Origin of the sequence: Streptomyces sp. NPDC005438, assembly GCF_040606315.1 — a bacterium.
Taxonomy (GTDB): Bacteria; Actinomycetota; Actinomycetes; order Streptomycetales; family Streptomycetaceae; genus Streptomyces.
This window is the reverse complement of sequence record NZ_JBEXEP010000001.1, coordinates 386,325-411,960: the sequence shown is the minus strand read 5'-3', so window position 1 is coordinate 411,960 and position 25,636 is coordinate 386,325. Positions and strand designations below refer to the sequence as shown.

The window sequence follows — 25,636 nt, the reverse complement described above, 5'->3', positions numbered from 1 at the left end:
GGCACCGGGCAACGGGGCCAGCCACTGACGGGCGCCCCTGGTCACGGGACCCGTGAGCGACCGTCACCGAGGGTCACCGGTGACGGTGCCATCAGGTGAGGGGACGAACGCGCGGGACCCCTCGGTCAGGGGCTCCTCCTGGTCACGTGTTCGGTGGGGCCTCGCCGTCCTCGGCGGCCCCGACAGCCCCGGCGGTGCCCTCGGGTGGGCACGGCGACTCCAGTCCCTCCGCCAACAGTTCGGCCAGGTGTCGACTGCGCTGGCCGGCGAGCTGGTCCAGCTGGGTACGGCAGGAGTAACCGTCGGCCAGCAACTCGGCGTCGGGTCCCGCTTCCCGTACTGCGGGCAGCAGCTGGTCCTCCGCGCAGGCCACCGAGACCTCCCAGTGGCCGCGCTCGAAACCGAAGTTGCCGGCCAGCCCGCAGCACCCCTTGCTCAACTCCCCTGACAGGCCGGCGCGTTCACGCAGGCGCCGGTCCGCCTCCTCCCCCAGCACGGCGTGCTGGTGACAGTGGGTCTGCCCGGCCACCGGCCTGTCCAACTGGGGTGGCCGCCAGTTTGGGGCGTACTCCTCCAGGGTCTCCGCGAAGGTGCGTACCGCCTGGGCAAGCCGTGGTGCCCGGGGGTCGTCGGGCAACAACTCGGGCAGGTCCGTCTTGAGCGCGGCGGCGCACGGCGGTTCCAGTACGGCGACGGGCAGCCCCGCGTCCAGGGCCGGGGTGATCCGGTCCAGGGTGCGCCGCATCACCGCGCGGGCGGCGTCCAGCTGACCGGTGGACACGTAGGTCAACCCACAGCACACCTGCCGGGGCGGCACCGCCACCCGCAGGCCGGCGTCCCGGAACACCTTCACCGCCGCCGAACCGGCTTCCGGGGAGAGGTAATTGGTGAAGCTGTCCGGCCACAGCACCACCCGCTGCCCCTGCCCCTGTTCGGCCATGGACCGGCCGGGCTGGCGGCGCCACCACCGGGTGAAGGGTTCCCTCGGCAGGGCGGGGATGTCCCGTTCGGGTGCCAGCCCACCCAGCTTCTTGGCCAACGGCGCCAGGGGGGAGCGTGCCCCCAGGTTCAGCAAGGGCACCGTGCGGCTGCCGTGTGCCAGGGCCAGCCATCGGGGCAACCGCCCCATGGAGTAGTGGGCAGGCGGGCGAACCCGCCCCTGGTAGTGGTGGTGGAGGAACTCCGCCTTGTAGGTGGCCATGTCCACCCCCACCGGGCAGTCGTTGCGGCAGCCCTTGCACGAGAGGCACAGGTCCAGGGCGTCCCGTACCTCCGTGGAGCGCCAGCCGTCGGTGATCACCTCGCCGGCGAGCATCTCGTGGAGCAGCCGTGCCCGCCCTCGGGTGGAGTGCTCCTCCTGGCCGGTCGCGCGGAAGGAGGGACACATCACCGAGGAACCGGCGCTGGTGTTGCGGCACTTGGCGACACCCACACAACGCCGTACGGCGGCGGAGAAGTCACCACCGTCGTGTGGATAGCCGAACGCCACATCCACCGGTTTCCGGGGCAGTGGGTCGAATCGGAGGTTGTCGTCGAGTCGGTCGGGGCGCACCAGCACCCCGGGGTTGAGACCGCCGGCCGGGTCCCACAGCTCCTTGAAACGACCGAAGACGTCGACGAGTTCCCGGCCGTACATGCGGGGCAGGAGTTCCGCCCGGGCCAGCCCGTCCCCGTGCTCCCCGGAGAGCGAGCCCCCGTGCTGGACCACCAGGTCGGCCAGGTCCTCGGAGAAGGAACGGAACCGGGCGATGCCGTCCCGGCCCAGCAGGTCGAAGTCGATCCGCACGTGGATGCAGCCGTCGCCGAAGTGGCCGTAGGGCAGGCCGCGCAGGCCGTGCTCGGCGAGCAGCGCGCGGAAGTCCCGCAGGTAGGCGCCGAGTTGGGCCGGAGGTACCGCGCAGTCCTCCCAGCCCGGCCATGCCTCGCTGCCGTCCGGCATCCGGGTGGCGGTGCCCGAGGCGTCCTCTCGTACCCGCCACAGGGCCCGCTGCTCTCCGGGGGCGACGACCAGGGTGTGGTCGATCGCGCCGTCGGAGCGCGCCCCACGCCAGAGGGACTCGGCGTTGCCCCTGGCGTCCGCCGCGTCGGTACCGCCCATCTCCACGAACAGCCAGGCCGCTCCACGGGGCAGCGCCGCCCTGGCGGAGTCGCTCACCAGGTCGTTGGCCATGCCCTCCACGGTCAGGGGCCCGTACGACAGCAGTCCCGCTGCCGCCTCCGCCGCGGCGCTCTCGTCCGGGTACCCGAGTACGGCGAGCACCCGTGCCGCCGGTACCTCCACCAGGTGCACGGTGGCCTCGGTCAGCACCCCGAGGGTCCCCTCACTGCCGGTGAAGGCGCGGGCCCAGTCGGCGCCCCGCTCGGGGAGCAGGGCGTCCAGGGCGTAGCCGGAGATGCGTCGGGGCAGTTCGGGGAAGCCGGTACGGAGTCGGGCCAACTCCTCCCGCACCAGGGCGTCCACTCCCTTGCGCAGGTCGGACGGCACCCCCTGTCCTCCGGGCTGGAGTTGGGCGACCTCACCGGAGTACGTCAGGGCACGGAGGGCCCGCACGTTGTCGGCGGTGGTGCCCCAGGCCACGGAGTGGGAGCCACAGGAGTTGTTGCCGACCATTCCTCCGATGGTGCAGCGACTGTGGGTGGATGGGTCGGGACCGAAAGTGAGGCCATGTCTGGCAGCGGCGTTACGCACCGTGTCGCAGATGACTCCGGGTTGCACCACGGCGGTTCGGTTCACTGGATCCAGCCCGAGGATGCGGTCCATGTGTCGGGTGAAGTCCAGCACCACGCCCAGCCCGGTGGCCTGCCCGGCGATCGAGGTCCCGGCACCGCGGGGAACTACCGACACGCCCCGTTGCCGACAGACCGCGAGGGTGGCGGCCACGTCCTCCTCGTCCACCGGGGCGACGACCGCCTGGGGCACCCGCCGATAGTTGGACGCGTCCATGGTCATCAGCGCCCGACTGGCGCGGTCGGTCTCGACGTCTCCGCGCACCACGGCCCGTAGTGCTCGCTCCAGTTCCGCTAGCTCAGCCATGGGCCAAGCCTGCCCTGTGATCGGCTCGCCGCAAGGGATGGGCGGCAGGGTTTTGGCACATTCTGAGACCGACCAGCGGACTGCGGGGGTCGGGTTGTCGTGGCAGCAACACCGACGGGTGAGCGGAGACCCAACGGTGGTGCGCGCAAGACCGCGAAGCGCCCGCCGTCACGCCCTTGCGCACCGGTCACATCCCCGAACAGGCGGTAACCGCATGTAGTCGAAGCTGTTCACCAGGTGCCGACGGAGCCGCTTACCCGTGTCTCGCCCGGTGGACGGCAGCGGCCCCGGGCAGGCGCGGGCGACTACGCTACGGCTGTGGCTGAGATCCAGATTCCCGCTGACATCAAGCCCGCCGACGGTCGCTTCGGCTCGGGCCCCTCCAAGGTACGTACCGAGGCGCTGAACGCCCTCGCCGCTACCGGTGACTCCCTGATGGGCACCTCCCATCGGCAGGCCCCGGTACGCGAGCTGGTGGGTCGGGTGCGCGAGGGCGTACGCGAACTGTTCTCGCTCCCCGAGGGCTACGAGGTGGTGCTGGGCAACGGTGGCTCCACCGCCTTCTGGGACGTGGCGACCCATGGGCTGATCACCGCCCGCTCCCAGCACCTGTCCTTCGGTGAGTTCTCCTCCAAGTTCGCCAAGGCGGCCAAGGTCGCGCCGTGGCTTGAGGAGCCCACCGTGGTCTCCTCGGACCCGGGAAGTCACCCGGAGCCGCACGCCGAGCCCGGTGTCGACGTCTACGCGCTCACCCACAACGAGACCTCCACCGGTGTAGCCGCTCCGGTACGACGGGTGAACGGCGCGGACGACGGCGCCCTGGTCCTCGTCGACGCCACCTCCGGCGCGGGTGGGCTGCCGGTCGACATCTCCGAGAGCGACGTCTACTACTTCGCCCCCCAGAAGTCTTTCGCCGCCGACGGTGGTCTGTGGGTCGCCGTCTTCTCCCCGGCCGCCCTGGAACGCGCCGAGCGGGTAGCAGGCTCCGACCGCCACATCCCGGCGTTCTTCGACCTGCCCACGGCGATCGACAACTCCCGCAAGAACCAGACCTACAACACCCCCGCGGTAGCCACGCTCTTCCTGCTCGCCGACCAGCTGGACTGGATCAACGGTCAGGGTGGGCTGGACTGGGCGACCCAGCGGACCGCCGACTCCGCTTCGCGTCTCTACTCCTGGGCCGAGAAGTCACCGCACGCCACGCCCTTCGTACGGGACCCCGCGCAGCGTTCCCAGGTGGTCGGCACCATCGACTTCGACGACGCGGTGGACGCCTCGGCTGTGGCCAAGGTCCTGCGGGCCAACGGGGTCGTGGACACCGACCCCTACCGCAAGCTGGGCCGCAACCAGTTGCGGATCGCGATGTTCCCGGCCGTGGATCCGGCGGACGTGGAGGCCCTCACCGCCTGTGTGGACCATGTGATCGACCGTCTCTGACCGGTTCTGGATCTTCGTGGGGCCCGTCGTGTGGCGTACACGACGGGCCCCACGCATGTGCCGGCGCGACTCGGGTACGCGTGCCACATGTCCACGCCGACAACCGGGCTGAGCCAGTTCGCCCAGGTGAAACGAGTACGACTGACCACCTACGCCGCCAACGGCAACCCGGTGGGAACCACGACCTCCATCGCGGTGGAGGGTGACCACGCCTTTGTCCGCACACATCGCCGTGCCGGGGACCATGCTCGGCTGGAGCGCTACCCGGAGGTGGAGATCAGCAAGGTCACCATGGGTGGCACTCCCGACGGCGCCCCGATGAAGGCTCGTGCCCGCCGACTACGCGGGGCTGAGGCACGCCACGCCGCGCGCAGGCTGGCCCTGCGGCACCCCGTGGCCCAGGCCGTGGCCACCCCGATCGGCTACGCCCTGATCGCGGATCGCCCCGTGCACTACGAGCTGAGACTGGTGGGCGAATAGCACCAGCCCACGCGCTGCGTCACGGCTGCTTTGCCGAACGGCGCGCGGGAGACCCGTCGTGGGGTCCGGGGCCAGCTCATCCCATATACGGAAAGTGAGCAGCCCCGGCGGGGCAACCTCATAAGGCATTCGCGCCACAACAGCAGCCCTCTGCGAACGACGGGGCGCCCACCGCTTCACCGATCGCCAGAGCGGTCCGTGCCAGCAGCGCCGAGGCTCGTCCCTCGGTGCCACCATGGGAAGTCCAGCGCGCGGCGGCCCGCCACCGAACCCACTACTCGCCCAGTGCGGCCAGTCCGTTCTGCGCGATGAGGGATCACGGGTGGTAACCGTGCGTTGCCAGGACTCCCCTTCAGGCAACGGTGCCGAACGTAGCGGTGGGGTCGGTTCCGTCGCACACCGCGTGAGGTGTGGCCGAACCGACTGGAAAGCTGCCTCCACCACACGGCAGAATCCCTTCGCTGGTGGCACATAGGCCCCGCGACGAGTGACAGATGTTGTGCTTCATCGGAGGAGTGTCGTGAGCAGCCCGGTAGAGACCCACGAGTTCCAAGCTGAATCCCGTCAGCTGCTGCAGCTGGTGGTGCATTCCATTTACTCGAACAAGGACGTGTTCCTCAGGGAGCTGATCTCCAATGCTTCGGACGCGCTGGACAAGCTCCGCCTGGCGTCCCTCATGGATGGGGACCTGAAGGCGGACACCTCTGACCTGCACATCGCACTCGAAACCGACAGCGAGCAGCGCACCCTCACGGTACGTGACAACGGGATCGGCATGTCCCGGGACGAGGTGACCGAACTCATCGGCACCATCGCGAAGTCCGGGACCGCCGAGTTCCTGCGGAAGCTCAAGGAAGCACGTGACGCCAAGGACGAGGCGGCCTCGGCCGACCTGATCGGGAACTTCGGTGTCGGCTTCTACTCCAGCTTCATGGTCGCCGACAAGGTGACCCTGGTGACCCGGAAGGCCGGCGAGTCCGAGGGCACCCGCTGGGAGTCCAGTGGCGAGGGCACCTACACCCTGCAGGCCGTGCCGGACGCACCGCAGGGAACCTCGGTCACTCTGCATCTGAAGGACGTGGACGCCGAGGACGGCCTCTTCGACTACACGGACGAGCAGAAGCTCCGTTCGACGGTGCGCCAGCACTCCGACTTCATTCCCTGGCCCATCCGCCAGGAAGTGGAACGCCCCAAGGAGAACGAGGAGGGCGAGGAGGACGGTACGGAGCGCGTCACCGAGACGATCAACTCCATGAAGGCCCTCTGGGCCCGGTCTCAGGACGAGATCACGGAGGAGGAGTACCAGGAGTTCTACAAGCACGTCAGTCACGACTGGGCCAACCCGCTGGAGACGATCCACACCCGGGCCGAGGGCACTTTCGAGTACCAGGCGCTCCTGTTCATCCCCTCCCAGGCTCCCTTGGACCTGTACACGCAGGGCGCGCGGCGTGGCGTCAACCTGTACGTCAAGCGCGTCTTCATCATGGACGACTGCGACTCGTTGCTTCCCGACTATCTGCGCTTCGTCAAGGGAGTCGTGGACGCCCAGGACCTCTCGCTGAACGTCTCCCGGGAGACCCTCCAGCAGGACCGCCAGATCCAGCTCATGCACCGCCGGCTGGTGAAGAAGATCCTCTCCACCGTGAAGTCGATGCGTACCAAGGACGTGGACCGCTACCGCACCTTCTGGCGGGAGTTCGGGCGCGCGGTGAAGGAGGGCCTGCTCAACGACTACGACAACCGTGAGGCCATCCTCGACATCTGCTCCTTCGACTCCACGCACGACTCCGAGCAGCAGACCAGCCTTCGTGACTACGTGTCACGGATGAAGGAGGGTCAGGAGCACATCTACTACCTCACCGGTGGGTCGCGCTCCCGTCTGGAGAACTCGCCGCACATGGAGGCCTTCAAGGACAAGGGCCTTGAGGTGCTGCTGCTGACCGACCCGATCGACGAGGTGTGGGTGGACTCGATCCGCGGGTTCGACGGCACCCCGCTCCAGTCGATCGCCAAGGGACAGGTCGACCTGGACTCCGAGGAGGACGGTGGGGAGCAGGACGCCGAACGCGAGCAGAAGCAGCGGGACTTCGAGGACCTTCTGAAGTGGCTGCAGTCCACTCTTCAGGAGGACATCAAGGAGGTGCGGCTCTCCTCCCGGCTCACCAACTCTCCCGCCTGCGTCGTGGGGGACTCTCATGACGTCACGCCCACCCTGGAGAAGATGTACCGGGCGATGGGACAGGAAGTGCCGCGCATCAAGCGGATCCTGGAACTCAACCCGTCGCATCCACTGGTGACTTCGTTGCGCTCCGCGTACGAGACCGACAAGGACGACGCCGCCCTGCCTGAGACGGCTGAGCTGCTCTACGGCATGGCCCTGCTTGCCGAGGGTGGGGAGTTGAGTGACCCGGCCCGGTTCACACGGCTGCTGGCCGGGCGTCTGGCCGCCGGCCTCTGACAGTGCCGAGCTCGGGGGCTGAACAGCGCTGAGACGCCGTTCAGCCCCCGAGTGTCACGGAGCCTGTCGGTTGACGCGCCGTTTCTCCATTCGGGGCGGCTACTCGTTCCCTCGCTTCCGACGGGTCAGGGCCAGCAGAGCCACTCCCACCAACGCCACGAGTCCCCAGGTCACCTTGGAGTCCGACGACCCGGGAGGGGAGTCGTCGTCGGGTGACGATCCGCCGTTCCCTCGATCACGGTCCTTCCTGGGCACGCTCTCGGGGAGAAGGCGTTCGTCCAACTCCACGGGTTCGACACGACTCGCCTGACGTTCGCTGCCGAACATCACCGTGCGTCCGTCGGGGGTAAAGGTCACCGACTCCCCCTGGGGCTGGACGGGTACCGAGACGGTGCCCATCGCACTGGGGCGCCCCGCCTTCCAGCGGTACATCTGTGCCGAGAAGTAACTGCGCAGGATCAGACGTGAACCGTCGGGTGAGAAGGCTCCGTCCGTGGCCCACAAACCGACCTTGGCGATCCGGCGGAAGGTGTTCACACCGGAGCTGTTGAGCTTTTCGGGCCCCTCGTACAGGCCCCCCTTGCCCTCGTCGTTCTTGCTGGCGATGTACGCGCGGCCGGTCTTGGGGTGCACCATCAGTGACTCGGCGTCTCGGGGGCCGTCGTCGTAGCGCACGGTGAACCTGGTCGGGGTCACCGTGGTGTTCCGAAGTGTGCTCGGCTCCGGGAAACGGTAGATCCAGACCTCCTGCCACCTGCCGTCGAAGTTGTCGCCGATGTCGCCGACATAGAGGTTGCCGTCCGGCCCGAGTGAGATCGCCTCCATGTCCCGGGGGTCGATACCTTGCATGGTCACCTTGGCGACCGTGCGGCCGGTTGTCCCGTCGACGGCGTAGACGTAGGGGCCCTTGTCGCAGTTCGGCTGCCCCTCGCAGGATGCCGAGTCGTTGTGCGTCCAGTAGACGTCCTTGTGCCGCCTGCTCGCGGCAAGGCCACTCGACTCGTCGATCTCCGGGTCCTTCACGGTGAACGGTTCGGGCGTGCGGGCCACCGCCGCGCTGGCACCACCAGCCACGGGTACGAGCACCAACCACGACACCAGCAGGACCGCGAGGGCGCGGACAGTCCGAGACATGGGTCCAGTGTCCAGGGTGGTCATCATCACGTCGTCATCCCCTCCCCTTTCCAGGAAGGATGGGCGGATGCGTGTGATGCTCGTGGGCGATTCCATGACGGTGGGCAGTGTCGGCGACTTCACCTGGCGCTACCGCATCTGGCAGCACCTGAACGCGACCTACGGAGGACCGTGGCGCCTCGTCGGGCCTCGCGAGACCCTGTACGACCCCGCCACCGACACGAGCGACTCTCCTGCCTACGGTGACACGACGTTCCCGTCACGTGCCCGTCGGCATCTGGCCGGTTGGGGCGAGGGCTGGTGTCACATGGCTCCGCTGATCCAACAGGAGACAAGGGAGCACCGCGCGGACACTCTGCTGGTGTTCCTCGGACTGATCGACCTCGGGTTCTACACCGGTGCCCAGGAGACCAGCGAGCAGGCGCTGTTCTTCCTACGTGAGGCACGAGTGGCGAATCCGGGGATACAGGCGGTTCTGATGCCCGTGATACCCAACATCAGAGCGCAGCATGACGAGTGGTTCGCGGCGGAGGTCCATCACTTCAACGAGTTGCTGGGCAAGCTGGTGGCGGAGCTGTCCACGGAAGCCTCACCCCTGTTGCTCGCCTCCCCACCCCACGACTGGGATCTGAACCGCGACACCTACGACGGCACACACCCCTCGGCCCAGGGAGAGCACCGCATCGCTGCTTCCTTCGCCAACGCCATGTACCAGGCCTGGGGGCTGGGAGGTCCCTACCAGGCGGGGCCTGGAACTCGGTTGGGCTGAGGGTGGTGGGACCGTGGTGTTCTCCCTGGCCGGCACCGGGATCACTACCCCGGCCCCACCTGCTGGATCGGCGCCTGATCCAGCCCTCGTCACCCTTTGCCCATAGATCACCTCTCCTGTCTGTGGTTGGTGCGGACGATGGTCGCGGTTGCCCAAGGGCGGCTCCCAACGATTCCCGGCGGACGTCTCCCCCAGCGGAATCCGGTGGCGCGCTTTCGCGCTGAACGGTCTTCGGGGCGTTCGGGCTCTCTCGGACACGGCACTCCGATCGGGTCCGAACTTCCCTGTTTTCTGCTGCCGTTGGCGTCTGGTACGTCCCCAGACGCTCGATGAACCGTCGACGGTCCGATCCGCAGCTCCGGAACCCACCGCGGATCATGTGGAAAAGACTAGAGAACGGCCCCGAAAGTTATCCACAAGAGGATCATCGCGATCACACAAGTCAGAACCTGCCAGACTCCGTGCACAATTCTTCGAGGGGTTTCAGACCGCCCGTCCCGCCGCCAACAGCAGCCGAACTCCTTCCTCCGCTTGAACAAAGCACCAGGTAAATGCCGGAATCCCGCCGGAGAACTCGGCGCCCGAACATCGCCGCCGAGGGAAAGGAGAGTGTGGAACGCGGGTTGACACGTCGCCCTCGACCCGGAACATGGTCTTCGACACCCCCTCAGTCAGTGGGTGTGACCAAGCCATTCACCAGACAGGGGAGCCCTGGTTCCCCTCCAGGACAGGGGCGCACGGCACCGCCCCTCGGTGCTTCCAGCACCCTCACGACAGCCAGGGCCGAGGACCAACTCCTGCTCCCCCGCTCCTGGCTGGCCATCCCCAGGCGCTGCAGGTAGTCCCCTGAACCGCACCAGTGACTCCCGCCATCAGACCGGGGTCTCGCCCCTCAGGCATGAGCACTGTTTCGTGCCGTCCGTCCCCAAGCCGGTTCACGGGAAGACCGCGATCCCGGATCCCGCCAGAGGCCACGAGCGAAAATTCCATGGGCCCGAGCCCTGTTGCTGGCGGACAGGGGAACTGAGACATGCCGCCAACTGCCGACTTGCCAGGAACACCGAGTGCCAAGCCCGGTCCCTCGAAACTCCCGTCCGCACGAAAGTTCCTCAACTAATCAACCGAGGAGAAGGTGGTCAGAAACGGAGCCGAACCCCCGTCCCCCTCACCGAGCCGCCCCCATCGCCGGAAAACAACGCCACACACCCAAGGAGTACGCCCGTAGTCGCTGACGACACCAGAAAGCGAAGCGACGCCGCCCTTTCCATCCCGACGCCGCTTCGCTACCCCTCTCCACGAAAGGCCTGCTACCAGGCGAACGCCTCTGGAGAAGGGCCTGGCCCCGGGAAGATCTCGTCCAACCTGGCCAACAGATCCTCGTCCAACCGCACGTCCAGGGCTCGCACGGCCGAGGACAACTGGTCGGGCGTACGGGGCCCCACGATCGGCCCGGTCACACCTGGCCGGGTGAGAAGCCAGGCAAGGGCGACCTCGCCAGGTTCGAGTCCGGCCTCCGAGAGGAGCGCCTCGTACTGCTCCAGTTGGGATCGCACCCCGGGGTCAGCCAGTTCGCTGGCGCTCCGGCCCGATCCACCGCGTACCGAACCGCCTTCCCTCTCCTTGCGGAGGGCTCCACCCAGCAGCCCACCGTGAAGCGGGGACCAGGGGATCACTCCCAGCCCGTACTCCCGAGCGGCGGGGATCACCTCCATCTCGGCGCGACGCTCCCGGAGGTTGTACAGGCACTGCTCGCTGACCAGCCCGAGGGAACCTCGACGAGCAGCAGTCTCGTTGGCCTGGGCGATGTTCCAACCAGCGTGGTTGCTGGAACCGACATAGAGCACCTTGCCCTGCTGCACCAGCACATCCATCGCCTGCCAGATCTCGTCCCACGGCGTGTTCCGATCCACGTGATGGAACTGGTAGAGGTCGATGTGGTCGGTGCGCAACCGTTTGAGGCTCGCCTCCACGGACCGCCTGATGTTGACCGCCGACAGCAGGTCGCTGTTGGGCCACGGCTCCTCATCCGGCCGGGTGTTCATGTTGGCGTACACCTTGGTGGCGAGAACCGTCTTGTCCCGACGCTCCCCTCCCTTGGCGAACCAGTTGCCGATGATCTCCTCGGTACGGCCCTTGTTCTCGCCAAAGCCGTAGACGTTGGCCGTATCGAAGAAGTTGATGCCCGTGTCCAGCGCGGCATCCATGATGTGGTGGCTTTCGGTCTCCTCGGTGTGCGGGCCGAAGTTCATGGTGCCCAGCACCAGACGGCTGACCTTCAGACCCGTACGTCCCAGTTGTGTGTACCTCATGTGCACCAACACAGCCTGTCCGACCGAATTGGGCAAGACCCACCACGGCGATTCCTCCGACAACAACGAACTGGCTCACAACGGCAGTCCGTGACGGCTGCTGGGACAGGGCCGCACACGGAGAGGAACACGGTGACGACCCGACAACCAGGGCACCGACTCAGTCCGTTGCCCGACCCACCACCACGGTGGCGGAGTCATCCGGTGCGCGTACCGCACGAGTTCGGAACCCGGCCCCCTGGAACAGCTCCACCGCAGTCGGCTCCTGCCACTCGCTGGTCTCCACCAACAGGGAGCCTCCGGGGGCAAGCCAGTCACCGGCCTCGGTCACCACACGACGTAGTACGTCGAGTCCGTCCGGCCCTCCGTCCAGGGCTACGCGAGGCTCGTGCTCTCGGGCTTCCACCGGGAGGAAGGCGATCTCCTCCGAGGGCACGTAGGGAACGTTCGCCACCAGTACGTCCACCCGCCCACGCGGTGCGTCGGGCAAAGCGGTGAAGAGATCCCCCTGGTACACCTCGACCTCCAGGTTGCGGCGGGCGCAGCGCACCGCCGCCGGGTCCACGTCGGCCGCGTACAGCTGGGCTTCCCCCAGCGACCGCAGCATGGCGGCGCCCACCGCGCCCGTACCGCAGCACAGGTCGACGATCACAGCCGAAGTGGGCGCGAGATCGACGGCCTGGCGCACCAGGAACTCGGTGCGGCGACGGGGCACGAACACCCCGGGTTCCACCAGGATGCGCAGACCGCAGAACGACGCCCACCCCAGGGCCTGTTCCAGGGGCAGGCCGGAGATCCGTTGCTCCAGCATCCTCCGTAGATCGACGGGATCCTGGGCCGTGGACAACAGGAGGTCGGCCTCCTCCTCGGCGTAGACACAGCCGGCGGACCGGAGACTCTTCACGAGGGCGGTGTGGCGCTCGGGGCTGACAGAGATCGACATTCGGGGACCCTCCAAGAAAACGGATGGTGCTCCCGACTCCCGAGCCTCTAGAGAACGGCTCCACGCGGCGGGTTGAGCACCCTGGCTGACCTTGCCCTGATGAGACTCACCCCCCTGATCGCGCGAACGGCGCTCACCGTACCCCACCGTCCTGACCGCGTACCGGAGAACCACGAACAACAGCGGAACCGGACACCAGGCGCCCCTTGGACAGACGCACGCCGGGACGGCAGGCCCCGGAACGACCAACACCCCACCCCTGTCGTGGCCGGCCCGGACGAGCCAGCCCCTGCAACAGGGGAAGACGCCCTGACATGCAGCGCGGGCGCCCCACAGCCAGCGATGAAGTCCCGCGACGAGGGCCTGCCGGAGGCACACACCAGCGACGGCCGGAGGTGTCCCGACCGCACGGTGGGGCCCGGCGGGGCGACCACCCCTCGCACCGTCAACAGGGCGCTCTCAGAACCCCGTTGGGGTAAGGCCGACCTCCTTGGGGCGCGCCCCCTCCCCCGATCCTTGTCCGCCGCCCAGGGAGCCAGGGGCGGGTGGGCCGACCATTGGGCGGGGACCGCCCCGCGAACGGGCAGACACGTGCCCCGGGCCCCCTGAACCTCGCCCGGGAGCCCGGGGTACCGACAACTTCGCCGGGGGCGCTTCAGTCGGCCCGACAGGGGCCCGTTGCGGCCCCTGCCCATGTCCTCGTACCCGGACAGCACGACGCCCCGGGGGATGACCCACCCGGGGCGTCGGCAGCAGGGGTACGGCTAACGGACGAAGACGCCCGCGTGACCGGCCAGTTCGAGGAAGTACTGCGGCGCCACCCCGAGGACCAGGGTGACCGCCACTCCCACGGTGATGGCCGCGACCGTCAACGGGCTGGGCACCGCCACCGAGGGGCCGTCGGCCTGAGGCTCCTGGAAGAACATCAGCACGATGACCCGGACGTAGAAGAACGCGGCGATGGCCGAGGAGATCACACCGATCACGACCAGGGCTCCCGCCCCGCTCTCCGCCGCCGCCTTGAACACGGCGAACTTCCCGGCGAAGCCGGAGGTGAGCGGGATACCGGCGAAGGCGAGCAGGAAGATCGCGAAGACCGTGGCCACCAGCGGCGAACGTCGGCCCAGACCGGCCCACTTGGACAGGTGGGTGGCCTCACCGCCGGCGTCGCGCACCAGGGTGACCACGGCGAAGGCGCCGAGAGTCACGAAGGAGTAGGCGGCCAGGTAGAACAGCACCGAGGAGACGCCGTCCTCACTGGTGGCGATCACACCAGCCAGGATGAACCCGGCGTGTGCGATCGAGGAGTAGGCCAGCAGCCGCTTGACGTCGGTCTGGGTGATCGCGACGATCGCGCCGCCCAGCATGGTGATGATGGCGACGCCCCACATCACCGGCTGCCAGTCCCAGCGCATACCCGGCAGCACCACGTACAGCAGCCGCAGCAGGGCGCCGAAGGCGGCGACCTTGGTGGCGGCGGCCATGAAGCCGGTGACCGGGGTGGGAGCGCCCTGGTAGACGTCCGGGGTCCACATGTGGAACGGCACCGCGCCGACCTTGAACAGCAGCCCCATCAGGATCATCGCCCCGCCGATGAGCAGCAGCGTGTCGTTGCCGGTGACCGAGGCGAGGGCCGGGTTGGTGCTGCTCTCGGTGCCGGCGACCACCTTGGCGATGCCGGCGTAGCTGACCGTGCCGGAGTAGCCGTAGAGCAGGGCGACACCGAACAGCAGGAAGGCCGAGGAGAAGGCCCCCAACAGGAAGTACTTGACCGCCGCTTCCTGGGACATCAGCCGGTTACGGCGGGCCAGTGCGCAGAGGATGTACAGCGGCAGGGAGAAGACCTCCAGCGCCACGAACAGGGTCAGCAGGTCGTTGGCGGCGGGGAAGATCAACATGCCCGCGATGGCGAACATGACGATCGGGAACACCTCGGTGGTGGTGAACCCCGCCTTGGTGGCGGCACGTTCCCCCTCACCCCCTGGTACGGAGGCGGCCTGGGGGGTGAACGAGTCCACGGCGTTGCCGTGGGTGACCGGGTCCAGTCGCCGCTCGGCGAAGGTGAACACCGCGATCAGTCCGACCAGGAGCACCACGCCCTGGAGGAACAGGGCCGGGCCGTCCACCGCGATGGCGCCCATCGCGGCGACCTTGGCCTTGGAGGTGCCGTGACCGTTCAGCCCCAGGGCGACGACCGCGCCGAAGGCGGACACCAACCCGAGGGCGGCGACGACCAGTTGGGCACCGTAACGGGAACGTCGGGGCAGGAAGGCCTCGATCAGGATGCCCACCAGCGCCGCGCCGATCACGATCAGTGTCGGCGACAACTGTGCGTACTCGATCTTGGGCGTGGGGAGCTTGTCCAGCTCCTCGGCGCCCAGTGTCCACAGTCCGTGGACGTTCTGGGAGGTGGCCAGCAGCGTGCTCACTTGTCACCTCCGTCGGTGTTGTGCGCCCCGGAGTGGGCGTCATGGGGCTTGTAGTCGAACCAGCCCTTGTCGGCGACCTTCTGGTCCGGTGCCGGGTCCTTCTTCTCCACGTCGGACATGGTGTGCTCCACGGCCGGGTCGAGGATCTCGGTGAGGGGCTTGGGGAAGACGCCCAGGAAGATCAGCAGCGCGATCAGTGGGGCCACCACCGCCAGTTCCCTGGGGCGCAGGTCCGGCATCTTCTCCAGACCGCCCTTGACCGGCCCGGTCATGGTCCGTTGGTAGAGGACCAGGACGTACAGGGCGGCCAGGACGATGCCCACGGTGGCGATGATCCCGATCACCGGGTAGCGGGTGAAGGTGCCCACCAGCACCAGGAACTCGCTGATGAACGGGGCCAGTCCGGGCAGGGACAGCGTTCCCAGACCACCGATCAGGAAGGTGCCGGCCAACACCGGTGCCACCTTCTGGACCCCGCCGTAGGACTCGATCAGACGCGAACCGCGACGGGAGATCAGGAAGCCGGCGACCAGCATCAACAGGGCGGTGGAGACACCGTGGTTGACCATGTACAGGCTGGCGCCACTGTGACCCTGGGTGGTCATCGCGAAGATGCCCAGGATGATGAACCCGAAGTGGGAGATGGACGCGTAGGCGATCAGACGCTTGATGTCCCGCTGCCCGACGGCGAGCAGGGCGCCGTAGAGGATGCTGACCAGGGCCAGCACCAGGATCACCGGGGTGGCCCAGGAACTGGCCTCCGGGAACAGGCCCAGGCAGAAGCGCAGCATGGCGAAGGTGCCGACCTTGTCGACCACCGCGGTGATCAGTACGGCGACCGGGGCGGTGGACTCCCCCATGGCGTTGGGCAGCCAGGTGTGCAGCGGCCACAGCGGGGCCTTCACCGCGAAGGCGAAGAAGAAGCCCAGGAACAGCAGTCGCTCGGTGTTGGTGGCCAGGCTCAGGTCACCGTTGGCCCTCGCCTCGGCGATGGCCTGCAGGGAGAAGGTGCCCTCGCCCAACTGGTCGGCGGTGACGGCGTACAGGCCGATCACCGCGGCCAGCATGATCAGGCCGCCGGCCAGGTTGTACAGGAGGAACTTGACGGCGGCGTACGAGCGTTGCTTGGCCGTCTCCTCCTCGCCCAGCTCACCGGCGCGGTCTCCGAAGCCACCGATGAGGAAGTACATCGGGATGAGCATCGCTTCGAAGAAGATGTAGAACAGGAAGACGTCGGTGGCCTGGAAGGACAGGATCACCATGGCCTCGACGGCCAGGATCAGGGCGAAGAAGCCCTGGGTGGGCCGCCAGCGGCGGCGTTTCCCGTCCTCCTCCAACTGGTCCGCGTCGTGCCAGCCGGCGAGGATGACGAACGGGATGAGCAGTGCGGTCAGGGCGACCAGGGCCGCCCCGATACCGTCCACTCCCAGTTCGTACCGGACGCCGAAGTCAGCGATCCAGGCGTGGGACTCGGTCAGTTGGTAGCGCGCGCCGTCGGGATCGAAGCGCAGCAGTACGGTGACCGCCAGGCCCAAGGTGACCACGGACACCAGCAGCGCTAGCCACTTCGCGGCGAGCCTGCGGCCGGCCGGCACCGCCGCGGTGGCGATGGCGCCGACCGCGGGCAGCGCGGCGGTGGCCGTCAACAGGGGAAAGGACATCGTTAGACCGCCCTCATCAGCAGGGTGGCGGCGATGAGCACCGCCGCGCCGCCGAACATCGAGACCGCGTAGGAGCGGGCGAAACCGTTCTGGAGCTTGCGGAGCCGGCCGGAGAGTCCACCGAAGGTGGCGGCCGTGCCGTTGACCATGCCGTCGACGACCTTGTGGTCGAGGTAGACCAGGCCACGGGTGAGGTACTGCCCGGACTGGACGAAGGCGACGTGGTTGAAGTCGTCCTGGAGCAGGTCCCGTCGGGCGGCCCGGGTGAGCAGGCTGCCGCGCGGGGCCACCACGGGCACCTCACGGCGGCCGTACTGGAACCAGGCGAGCGCGACGCCGATCAGCAGCACGATCACCGTCGAGGCGGTGATCACCGGCACGCTGATCGGTGGGTGGCCGTGCTCGAACTGGGTGACCGGCTCCAGCCAGTGGACGAACGACTCGTTGAGTTTGAACAGCCCACCGGCGAAGACCGAACCGAAGGCCAGCACGATCATGGGGATGGTCATGGTGCGGGGCGACTCGTGCGGGTGGACCTTCTCGGGGTCCCAGCGCTTCTCTCCGAAGAAGGTCAGCAGCATCACGCGGGTCATGTAGTACGCGGTGATGGCCGCGCCCAGCAGGGTGACCGCGCCCAGGATCCAGCCCTGGGTGCCGCCCTTGGCGAAGGCGGCCTCGATGATCTGGTCCTTGGAGAAGAAGCCGGACAGTCCGGGGAAGCCGATGATGGCGAGGTACCCCAGGCCGAAGGTGGCGAAGGTGACGGGCATGTGCTTGCGCAGCCCGCCGTACCGCCGCATGTCGACCTCGTCGTTCATGCCGTGCATCACCGAACCGGCGCCGAGGAACAGGCCGGCCTTGAAGAAGCCGTGGGTGACCAGGTGCATGATGGCGAAGGCGTAGCCGATGGGGCCGAGGCCCGCGGCCAGCATCATGTAGCCGATCTGCGACATGGTGGAGCCGGCGAGGGCCTTCTTGATGTCGTCCTTGGCGCAACCGACGATCGCACCGAACAGCAGGGTGACCGCGCCGACCACGACCACCACGGTCTGGGCGTCGGGGGCGGCGTTGAAGATCGCCCCGGAACGGGTGATCAGGTAGACACCGGCGGTGACCATGGTCGCCGCGTGGATCAGGGCGGAGACCGGGGTGGGGCCCTCCATGGCGTCGCCCAACCAGGACTGCAACGGCACCTGGGCGGACTTGCCGCAGGCGGCCAGCAGCAGCATCAGCCCGATGGCGGTCAGCTTGCCCTCACCGGTGTCGCCGGCCGCGTCCAGCACGGGGGCGAAGGTGAAGGTGCCGAAGGTGGTGAACATCAGCATGATGGCGATGGACAGGCCGACGTCGCCGACCCGGTTCACCAGGAACGCCTTCTTGGCCGCGGTGGCGGCGCTGGGCTTGTGCTGCCAGAAGCCGATCAGCAGGTACGAGGCGAGGCCGACGCCCTCCCAACCGACGTACAGCAGCAGGTAGTTGTCGGCCAGCACCAGCAGCAGCATGGCCGCCAGGAACAGGTTGAGGTAACCGAAGAACCGGCGGCGCCGTTCGTCGTGCTCCATGTAGCCGATCGAGTAGACGTGGATCAGTGATCCGACGCCGGTGATCAGCAGTACGAAGGTCATCGACAACTGGTCCAACTGGAAGGCCACGTCGGCCTGGAAGCCGCCGACCGGTACCCAGCTGAACAGGTGCTGGTGGAGGGCCCGTTCGCCCTCCTCCTGGCCCAGCATGTCGGCGAACAGCACGGCGGCGACCGCGAAGGAGGCCACGGCCAGGGCGGTGCCCAGCAGGTGGCCGCCGCGGTCCAACCGGCGTCCGCCGCACAGCAGGATGGCCGCGCCGAGGAGCGGTGCTCCCACTAGCAGCCCGATGAGTGATTCCACTGGTCGCTACTCCTTACAGCTTCATCAGGCTGGCGTCGTCGACCGAGGCCGAGTGGCGGGAGCGGTAGAGCGTCACGATGATCGCCAGGCCCACCACGACCTCGGCCGCCGCCACGACCATGGTGAAGAAGGCGATGATCTGCCCGTCGAGGTTGCCGTGCATCCGCGAGAAGGTGATCAGCGCCAGGTTGGCGGCGTTGAGCATCAGCTCCACGCACATGAAGATGACGATGAGGTTCCGCCTGATCAGCACTCCGCTGGCGCCGATGGTGAACAACAACGCGGACAGATAGAGGTAGTTGACCGGATTCACTGGGCGGACTCCCTTTCCCCGTCGTGTTCCTTCGAGGAGGCGCCGAGTTCCCTGGTGTCCTTGGGCGTGGGCGTACGGCCGAGGTACTCCTCGGTCCGCTGCTCCAGCGAGGCCATGGTCTCCTGGGAGTGTTCGGCCACCTCGTCCCGTACCTGGCCACGACGGCGCAGGGTCTGCATCACCGTCAGCTCGGAGGTGCTGCCGTCGGGCAGCAGACCGGGCAGGTCGACGGCGTTGTGGCGGGCGTAGACACCGGGCGCGGGCAGCGGCGGCAGGTGGTCGCCGCGGGTGCGCTGCTCGGCCAACTCGCGCTGGGTGTCGCGGCGTTCGGTGCGTTCCCGGTGGGTGAGCACCATGGCCGCGACGGCGGCGGTGACCAGCAGGGCGCCGGTGATCTCGAAGGCGAAGATGTACTTGGTGAAGATCAGGGCGGCCAAGCCCTGGACGTTGCCGGCGGCGTTGGCCGAGTCCAGCCCGTTGAAGGACTTCACCGAGGCGTTGCCGATGCCACCGATCAGCAGCACCCCGAACCCGAGGCCGCAGATCACGGCCAGCCAGCGCTGGCCCTTGATGGTCTCGGTCAGGGAGTCGGCCGCGGTGACACCGACCAGCATCAGCACGAACAGGAACAGCATCATCACGGCGCCGGTGTAGACGACGATCTGCACGATGCCGAGGAAGTGGGCGCCGTTGGCCAGGTAGAACACCGCGAGGATGATCATGGTCCCGGCCAGGCAGAGCGCGGAGTGCACGCTGCGACGCAGCGTGACGGTGCCGAGCGCGCCCAGTACGGCGACGGTGCCCAGCACCCAGAAGGTGAAGGCCTCCCCGGTGCCGGTGTGGCCCGCGGCGGCGGCGAGCGAGGTCACTTGCTGTCCCCCTTGTCCTGGCCCTCGGACTGGGGGGCGGTGTGCGTCGGGTCCTCGGTGACGCCCTGAGCCATCACGTAGTTGATGTCGCCCTCGTCCCGGTCCTCCAGGTGGGAGTCGGCCGGCTTCTCGCCGTGGCTGACGGCGACCTGGGGGACGGTGCCGGGGGCGGCCTCGGTGACCAGGCCGCTGTAGTAGTCCCTCTCCGTCATGCCCGGGTAGATGGCGTGCGGGGAGTCGACCATGCCCTCTTCCAGACCGGCGAGCAGCTCCTCCTTGGTGTAGATGAGCGACTCCCGGGAGGAGTCGGCGAGTTCGTACTCGTTGGTCATGGTCAGCGCGCGGGTGGGGCAGGCCTCCACGCACAGCCCGCACAGGATGCAGCGCAGGTAGTTGATCTGGTAGACGCGGCCGTAGCGCTCGCCCGGGGAGTAGCGTTCCTCCTCGGTGTTGTCCGCGCCCTCCACGTAGATGGCGTCGGCCGGACAGGCCCAGGCGCACAGCTCGCAGCCGACGCACTTCTCCAGCCCGTCCGGGTGCCGGTTGAGCTGGTGACGCCCGTGGAAGCGCGGCGCCGTCGGCTTCTTGTACTCCGGGTACTGCTCGGTCAGCCGCTTCTTGAACATGGCCTTGAAGGTCACGCCGAAGCCGGCCACGGGATTCTCAGGCACCGTCGCCTCCTTCTTCCGAAGAGTCGTCCCCTGCGTTCTCAGCGCTGTCCACCGGGCCGGCGGGGACCGGCTGCTTCTCCATACGGGACGGCCGCCTCGGTACGGGCGGCAGGGTCTGCCCGGGCAGTGGCGGCACCGGATAGCCGCCGGCCATCGGGTCGAAGGGCTTGGAGGGCTCGGCTTCGGCCTCCTGGGCCTTCTTCTCCTCCTCGCGCTCCCGGAACACGTCCACCAGGAAGGCGATCAGCAGCACCAGCAGGGCGGCCGAGCCCACCCACAGCACGATGTTGCCGAAGGCGATCTCCTCGTTCCGCATGGCGCGGACCGTGGCCACCAGCATCAGCCAGGCCATGGAGACCGGGATGAGGACCTTCCAGCCCAGCTGCATGAACTGGTCGTAGCGGACGCGGGGCAGGGCCGCGCGGATCCACACGAACAGGAACAGCAGCATCAGCAGCTTGCCGACGAACCACAGCATCGGCCACCAACCGTGGTTGGCGCCCTCCCAGTAGGTGCTGATCGGCGCCGGGGCTCGCCAGCCGCCCAGGAAGAGGGTGACCGCCAGGGCGGAGACGGTGACCATGTGGATGTACTCGGCGAGCATGAACATCGCGAACTTGATCGACGAGTACTCGGTGTTGAAGCCACCGACCAGGTCGCCCTCGGACTCCGGCATGTCGAACGGGGCGCGGTGCGCCTCGCCGACCATGGACACCAGGTAGATCAGGAACGACAGCGGCAGCAGTACCGCGAACCAGCGGTCGTGCTGGGCGTCGACGATCGCGGAGGTGGACATCGAGCCGGAGTAGAGGAAGACGGCCGCGAAGCTGAGGCCCATGGCGACCTCGTAGCTGATGATCTGGGCCGTGGCGCGCACCCCGCCGAGCAGCGGGTAGGTGGAGCCGGACGACCAGCCGGCCAGCACGGTGCCGTAGGCGGCGACCGAGGCGGTGGCCAGGATGTAGAGGATGGCCACCGGCAGGTCGGTCAGCTGCATGGTGGTGCGGGTGCCGAAGATCGACACCTCGTTGCCGGCGGGGCCGAAGGGGATCACCGCGAACGCCATGAACGCGGGGATGGCGCCGATGATCGGCGCCAGGATGTAGACCGCCTTGTCGGCGCCCTTGACGACCACGTCCTCCTTCAGCATCAGCTTGATGCCGTCGGCCAGCGACTGGAGCATTCCCCAGGGGCCGTGCCGGTTGGGGCCGATCCGCAGCTGCATCCAGGCGACGACCTTGCGCTCCATCACGATGGAGATCAGCACGGTCAGCATCAGGAAGGCGAAGCAGAAGACCGCCTTGATGGCGATCAACCACCAGGGGTCGTTGCCGAACATGCTCAGGTCTTCGGCGGCTAGCGTCGTCATCGGGTCACCTCCTCCTCGGTGTCGGAGCCGGCGGCGATCCGCACCAACTCACCGGTCTGTGCAGCCAGATCGCGGTTGACGCCGCTGCCCACCGAGTTGAGCGGCAGCCACACCACCCGGTCCGGCATCTCGGTCACCCTCAGTGGCAGCCGTACCGAACCGGCCGGGCCGGTCACGGTCAGTGGCTGACCGTCACGGGCTCCGATCTCCTCGGCGGTGGTCGCCGACAGTCGGGCCTCGGCGGCGTGCCGGGTACCGGCCAGGGCGTCATCACCGTCCTGGAGCCGGCCCTGGTCCAGCAACAGCCGGTGACCGGCCAACACCGCCTCGCCCTTGGAGGGTTGCGGCAGGCCGGAGGTCTTGCCCTCGGACAGCAGGTCCTCGATACGGGGACGGGCGCCGTCCCAGGAACCGAGGGCCTCGATCTCCCGACGGGCGGCGGCCACGTCGGGCAGCCGGAACCGGTCGGCGTCCAGCACCTGGCCGGTGGCGGCCAGCGCGTCGGACAGCATGTGCAGCACCCGTACGTCCGGCTGCACCTGACGGCGGGTCATCTGGTCGGGCTTGATGGCTGCCTCGAAGGGGCGGCCCCGGCCCTCCCAGTTGAGGAAGGTGCCGGCCTTCTCCACGACGGCGGACACCGGCAGCACCACGTCGGCGCGCTCGGTGACCTCGCTGGGCCGCAGTTCCAGGCTGACCAGGAAGTCCACCGCGTCCAGGGCGGCCAGCGCGCCGGCCGGGTCCGGGAGGTCGGCGACCTCCACGCCACCGACCAGCAGCGCGGACAGCTCGCCCTCGGCGGCGGCCCGCAGGATGCCGGCGGTGTCCCGCCCCTCGCGGCTGGGCAGGGCCGGTACGCCCCAGGCGCGGGCGACCTCCTCGCGGGCGCGGGGGTCGGTGGCCGGACGGCCACCGGGCAGCAGCGCGGACAGGGCACCGACCTCGACGGCGCCCCGTTCGCCGGCGCGGCGCGGGATCCACACCAGCGCGGCGCCCAGGGCGGTGGCGGCACGCACCACCGAGGTGAGGGCGCCGGGCACCTGGGCCAGCCGTTCGCCGACCGCGATCACCGAACCCTCGGCCCGGAGCGCGTCGGCGGCCCGCTGGCCCAGCTCGTCCAGCCCGACCCCGCCGCCGAGCGCGTCCAGCCACTCGACCTCGGTACCGGGCGCGGCGGGCAGCAGGGTGCCGCCGGCCTTGGTGAGGCCCCGGGTGGCGTGGGTGGCGAGGGAGAAGGTGCGCTGGCCGTGCTTGCGGTGGGCCTTGCGCAGCCGGAGGAAGACGCCGGGCGCCTCCTCCTCGGCCTCCAGCCCCACCAGCAGTACCGAGGGGGCGTGTTCCAGGGCGTTGTTGGTGACGCCCTGGCCGTCCAGGTGCACGCCGTGGCCGGCGACCTGGGAGACCAGGAACGCGGTCTCCTCCTGGCTGTGCCGTCGGGCGCGGAAGTCCACGTCGTTGGTGCCGAGCACCAGGCGGGCGAACTTGCCGTAGGCGTAGGCGTCCTCCACGGTGAGCCGGCCGCCGGTCAGCACCCCGGTACGGGTGTGGGCCCGGGCCAGCCCCTGGGCCGCGACCTCCAGGGCCTCGGGCCAGTTGGACTGCCGCAGCTCACCGGTCTCGGCGTCCCGCACCAGGGGGGTGGCCAGCCGGTCGGGGCGCTGGGCGTAGCGGAACGCGAAGCGGCCCTTGTCGCACATCCACTCCTCGTTGACCTCGGGGTCGTCCGCGGCCAGTCGGCGCATCACCTTGCCGCGCCGGTGGTCGGTGCGGGTGGCGCAGCCTCCGGCGCAGTGTTCGCAGACGCTGGGCGAGGAGACCAGGTCGAAGGGGCGGGAGCGGAAGCGGTAGGCGGCCGAGGTGAGGGCGCCGACCGGGCAGATCTGGATGGTGTTGCCGGAGAAGTACGACTGGAAGGGGTCGCCCTCGCCGGTGCCGACCTGCTGGAGGGCGCCCCGCTCGGTCAGCTCGATCATCGGGTCGCCGGCGATCTGGTTGGAGAAGCGGGTGCAGCGCGCGCACAGCACGCAGCGCTCGCGGTCCAGCAGCACCTGGGTGGAGATCGGTACCGGCTTCTCGAAGGTGCGCTTGCGGCCCTCGAAACGGGACTCGGCGTCACCGTGGGACATGGCCTGGTTCTGCAACGGGCACTCGCCGCCCTTGTCGCAGACCGGACAGTCCAGCGGGTGGTTGATGAGCAGCAGCTCCATCACTCCGCGCTGGGCCTTGTCGGCGACCTGGGAGGTGAGTTGGGTGCGGACCACCATGCCGTCGGTGCACTGGATGGTGCAGGACGCCATGGGCTTGCGCTGGCCCTCGACCTCGACGATGCACTGGCGGCAGGCGCCGGCCGGGTCCAGCAGCGGGTGGTCGCAGAACCTGGGGATCTCGATGCCCAGCAGTTCGGCGGCCCGGATGACCAGGGTGCCCTTGGGGACGCTGATCTCGGCGCCGTCGATGGTCAGTGAGACCAGGTCCTCCGGCGGCGGGGCCGCCGCCCCTCCGGAGGGGGCGCTGGTGGTCACTGTCATGCCTTCACCTCCAGGTGGGGGTCGGATCCCCGGTCAGCCCAGAGGGTGGACCGGGCCGGGTCGAAGGGGCAGCCCTTCTCCCGTACGTGCTGTTCGTACTCCTCGCGGAAGTACTTCAGCGAGGAGAAGATGGGGCTGGCCGCGCCGTCGCCGAGGGCGCAGAACGACTTGCCGTTGATGTTGTCGGCGATGTCGTCGATCTTGTCGATGTCGGACATGCTGGCCTTGCCGGCCTCGAAGTCCCGCATCAGTTGGACCAGCCAGTACGTCCCCTCGCGGCAGGGGGTGCACTTGCCGCAGGACTCGTGGGCGTAGAACTCGGTCCAGCGGGTGACCGCCCGCACCACACAGGTGGTCTCGTCGAAGCACTGCAGGGCCTTGGTACCGAGCATGGAGCCGGCCGCGCCGACCCCCTCGTAGTCCAGGGGCACGTCCAGGTGCTCGTCGGTCAGCAGCGGGGTGGAGGAGCCGCCGGGGGTCCAGAACTTCAGCTGGTGCCCGGGCCTCATCCCTCCGCTGAGGTCGAGGAGTTGGCGCAGGGTGACGCCCAGCGGGGCCTCGTACTGGCCGGGGGTGGCCACGTGTCCGCTCAGGGAGTAGAGGGTGAAGCCGGGGGACTTCTCGCTGCCCATGGATCGGAACCAGTCCTTGCCCTTGAGCATCAGGGCGGGAACCGAAGCGATGGACTCGACGTTGTTCACCACTGTGGGGCAGGCGTAGAGGCCGGCCACGGCGGGGAACGGCGGGCGCAACCTGGGTTGTCCACGGCGCCCTTCGAGGGAGTCCAGGAGCGCGGTCTCCTCACCGCAGATGTAGGCGCCGGCCCCCGCGTGCACGGTGATGTCCAGGTCCTTGCCGGGGCCGAGGGCGTCCTTGCCGAGGATGCCGTCCTCGTACGCCTCACGCACGGCCAGGTGCAGGCGCCGCAGTACGGGCACCACCTCGCCGCGCAGGTAGATGAAGGCGTGGTGGGAGCGGATCGCGTGGCAGGCGATGATCATGCCCTCGATCAGCGAGTGCGGGTTGGCGTAGAGGAGCGGGATGTCCTTGCAGGTGCCCGGCTCCGACTCGTCCGCGTTGACCACCAGGTAGTGGGGCTTGTCGTCGCCCTGCGGGATGAACTGCCACTTCATCCCGGTGGGGAAGCCGGCGCCGCCCCGGCCACGGAGGCCGGAGTCCTTGACGTAGGCGATGACGTCGTCGGGGTCCATGGCCAGGGCCTTGCTCAGTCCCTGGTAGCCCTCGTGCCGCTTGTAGGTGGCCAGGGTCCAGGCCTCTGGGTCGTCCCAGAAGTCGGAGAGCACCGGGGTCAGCAGTCGCTGGGGGCTGTTGTCGGTCGCGGTCAC

Annotated in this window: 17 protein-coding genes; 4 read left to right on the top strand and 13 right to left on the bottom strand. The window is 68.6% G+C overall.

Annotation, left to right across the window (positions count from 1 at the left end):
• Nucleotides 1-142: 142 nt before the first annotated feature.
• Nucleotides 143-3,034 (bottom strand): FAD-binding and (Fe-S)-binding domain-containing protein, encoded by a 2,892-nt coding sequence (locus ABZT14_RS01650; protein WP_356295318.1) that lies wholly within the window; start codon nt 3,032-3,034, stop codon nt 143-145.
• 318 nt (nt 3,035-3,352) lie between these two features.
• On the opposite strand from ABZT14_RS01650, the gene serC reads away from it, so the two are divergent.
• The 3 genes from serC to htpG all read left to right on the top strand — a co-directional run bounded on the left by serC (nt 3,353) and on the right by htpG (nt 7,409).
• Nucleotides 3,353-4,471: a phosphoserine transaminase gene (gene serC / locus ABZT14_RS01645; RefSeq protein ID WP_356295315.1), complete on the top strand. Its 1,119-nt coding sequence runs from the start codon at nt 3,353-3,355 to the stop codon at nt 4,469-4,471.
• Nucleotides 4,472-4,558: 87 nt separating this feature from the next.
• The gene (locus ABZT14_RS01640) at nt 4,559-4,951 is read left to right on the top strand and encodes a hypothetical protein (RefSeq protein ID WP_356295312.1); all 393 of its coding nucleotides are present in this window, start codon (nt 4,559-4,561) and stop codon (nt 4,949-4,951) included.
• Between the two features lie 520 nt (nt 4,952-5,471).
• On the top strand, nt 5,472-7,409 hold the full coding sequence (gene htpG / locus ABZT14_RS01635; protein WP_356295309.1) for a molecular chaperone HtpG: 1,938 nt from the start codon (nt 5,472-5,474) through the stop codon (nt 7,407-7,409).
• Nucleotides 7,410-7,508: 99 nt separating this feature from the next.
• On the opposite strand, the gene ABZT14_RS01630 is transcribed toward htpG, so the two are convergent.
• Complete coding sequence (locus ABZT14_RS01630) at nt 7,509-8,543, bottom strand: hypothetical protein (protein WP_356295306.1); 1,035 nt, start codon at nt 8,541-8,543, stop codon at nt 7,509-7,511.
• A 67-nt stretch (nt 8,544-8,610) separates the two neighbouring features.
• Here ABZT14_RS01630 and ABZT14_RS01625 point away from each other — a divergent pair, with 67 nt between their 5' ends.
• A complete protein-coding gene (locus tag ABZT14_RS01625) occupies nt 8,611-9,312 on the top strand; it encodes a GDSL-type esterase/lipase family protein (protein WP_356295304.1) in 702 nt (233 codons plus the stop codon).
• Nucleotides 9,313-10,619: 1,307 nt separating this feature from the next.
• Here the strand turns inward: ABZT14_RS01625 and ABZT14_RS01620 are convergent.
• From ABZT14_RS01620 to nuoF, 11 genes are all read right to left on the bottom strand, one after another.
• Nucleotides 10,620-11,621, bottom strand: coding sequence for an aldo/keto reductase (locus ABZT14_RS01620; protein WP_356295301.1), 1,002 nt, complete (start codon nt 11,619-11,621; stop codon nt 10,620-10,622).
• A 160-nt stretch (nt 11,622-11,781) separates the two neighbouring features.
• A complete protein-coding gene (locus ABZT14_RS01615; protein ID WP_356295298.1) occupies nt 11,782-12,564 on the bottom strand; it encodes a putative protein N(5)-glutamine methyltransferase in 783 nt (260 codons plus the stop codon).
• Nucleotides 12,565-13,328: 764 nt separating this feature from the next.
• Nucleotides 13,329-14,981 carry an NADH-quinone oxidoreductase subunit NuoN gene (nuoN, locus tag ABZT14_RS01610; RefSeq protein ID WP_356296981.1) on the bottom strand — a complete coding sequence of 551 codons (1,653 nt, stop codon included), beginning with the start codon at nt 14,979-14,981 and terminating at the stop codon, nt 13,329-13,331.
• Nucleotides 14,982-14,989: 8 nt separating this feature from the next.
• Nucleotides 14,990-16,654: an NADH-quinone oxidoreductase subunit M gene (locus ABZT14_RS01605; RefSeq protein WP_356295295.1), complete on the bottom strand. Its 1,665-nt coding sequence runs from the start codon at nt 16,652-16,654 to the stop codon at nt 14,990-14,992.
• A 2-nt stretch (nt 16,655-16,656) separates the two neighbouring features.
• Entirely contained in the window at nt 16,657-18,540 is a 1,884-nt protein-coding gene (gene nuoL / locus ABZT14_RS01600; protein WP_356295292.1) for an NADH-quinone oxidoreductase subunit L, read from the bottom strand.
• Between the two features lie 13 nt (nt 18,541-18,553).
• Nucleotides 18,554-18,853: an NADH-quinone oxidoreductase subunit NuoK gene (gene nuoK, locus ABZT14_RS01595; protein WP_356295289.1), complete on the bottom strand. Its 300-nt coding sequence runs from the start codon at nt 18,851-18,853 to the stop codon at nt 18,554-18,556.
• A complete protein-coding gene (locus ABZT14_RS01590) occupies nt 18,850-19,722 on the bottom strand; it encodes an NADH-quinone oxidoreductase subunit J (protein ID WP_356295286.1) in 873 nt (290 codons plus the stop codon). The genes nuoK and ABZT14_RS01590 overlap by 4 nt, the downstream gene beginning before the upstream one ends.
• Entirely contained in the window at nt 19,719-20,393 is a 675-nt protein-coding gene (nuoI, locus tag ABZT14_RS01585) for an NADH-quinone oxidoreductase subunit NuoI (RefSeq protein WP_356295284.1), read from the bottom strand. The genes ABZT14_RS01590 and nuoI overlap by 4 nt, the downstream gene beginning before the upstream one ends.
• Complete coding sequence (gene nuoH / locus ABZT14_RS01580; RefSeq protein ID WP_356295281.1) at nt 20,386-21,762, bottom strand: NADH-quinone oxidoreductase subunit NuoH; 1,377 nt, start codon at nt 21,760-21,762, stop codon at nt 20,386-20,388. Before nuoH ends, nuoI begins: the two co-directional genes overlap by 8 nt.
• Nucleotides 21,759-24,290 carry an NADH-quinone oxidoreductase subunit G gene (locus tag ABZT14_RS01575; protein WP_356295278.1) on the bottom strand — a complete coding sequence of 844 codons (2,532 nt, stop codon included), beginning with the start codon at nt 24,288-24,290 and terminating at the stop codon, nt 21,759-21,761. Before ABZT14_RS01575 ends, nuoH begins: the two co-directional genes overlap by 4 nt.
• Nucleotides 24,287-25,636: an NADH-quinone oxidoreductase subunit NuoF gene (gene nuoF / locus ABZT14_RS01570; RefSeq protein ID WP_356295275.1), complete on the bottom strand. Its 1,350-nt coding sequence runs from the start codon at nt 25,634-25,636 to the stop codon at nt 24,287-24,289. Before nuoF ends, ABZT14_RS01575 begins: the two co-directional genes overlap by 4 nt.

Coding starts and splice junctions, on each gene's coding strand:
- ABZT14_RS01650 (WP_356295318.1), bottom strand. CDS start 3,034: ATGGCTGAGCTAGCGGAACTGGAGCGAGCACTACGGGCCGTGGTGCGC.
- ABZT14_RS01640 (WP_356295312.1), top strand. CDS start 4,559: ATGTCCACGCCGACAACCGGGCTGAGCCAGTTCGCCCAGGTGAAACGA.
- ABZT14_RS01630 (WP_356295306.1), bottom strand. CDS start 8,543: ATGTCTCGGACTGTCCGCGCCCTCGCGGTCCTGCTGGTGTCGTGGTTG.
- ABZT14_RS01625 (WP_356295304.1), top strand. CDS start 8,611: ATGCGTGTGATGCTCGTGGGCGATTCCATGACGGTGGGCAGTGTCGGC.
- ABZT14_RS01620 (WP_356295301.1), bottom strand. CDS start 11,621: ATGAGGTACACACAACTGGGACGTACGGGTCTGAAGGTCAGCCGTCTG.
- ABZT14_RS01615 (WP_356295298.1), bottom strand. CDS start 12,564: ATGTCGATCTCTGTCAGCCCCGAGCGCCACACCGCCCTCGTGAAGAGT.
- ABZT14_RS01605 (WP_356295295.1), bottom strand. CDS start 16,654: ATGTCCTTTCCCCTGTTGACGGCCACCGCCGCGCTGCCCGCGGTCGGC.
- nuoH (WP_356295281.1), bottom strand. CDS start 21,762: ATGACGACGCTAGCCGCCGAAGACCTGAGCATGTTCGGCAACGACCCC.
- ABZT14_RS01575 (WP_356295278.1), bottom strand. CDS start 24,290: ATGACAGTGACCACCAGCGCCCCCTCCGGAGGGGCGGCGGCCCCGCCG.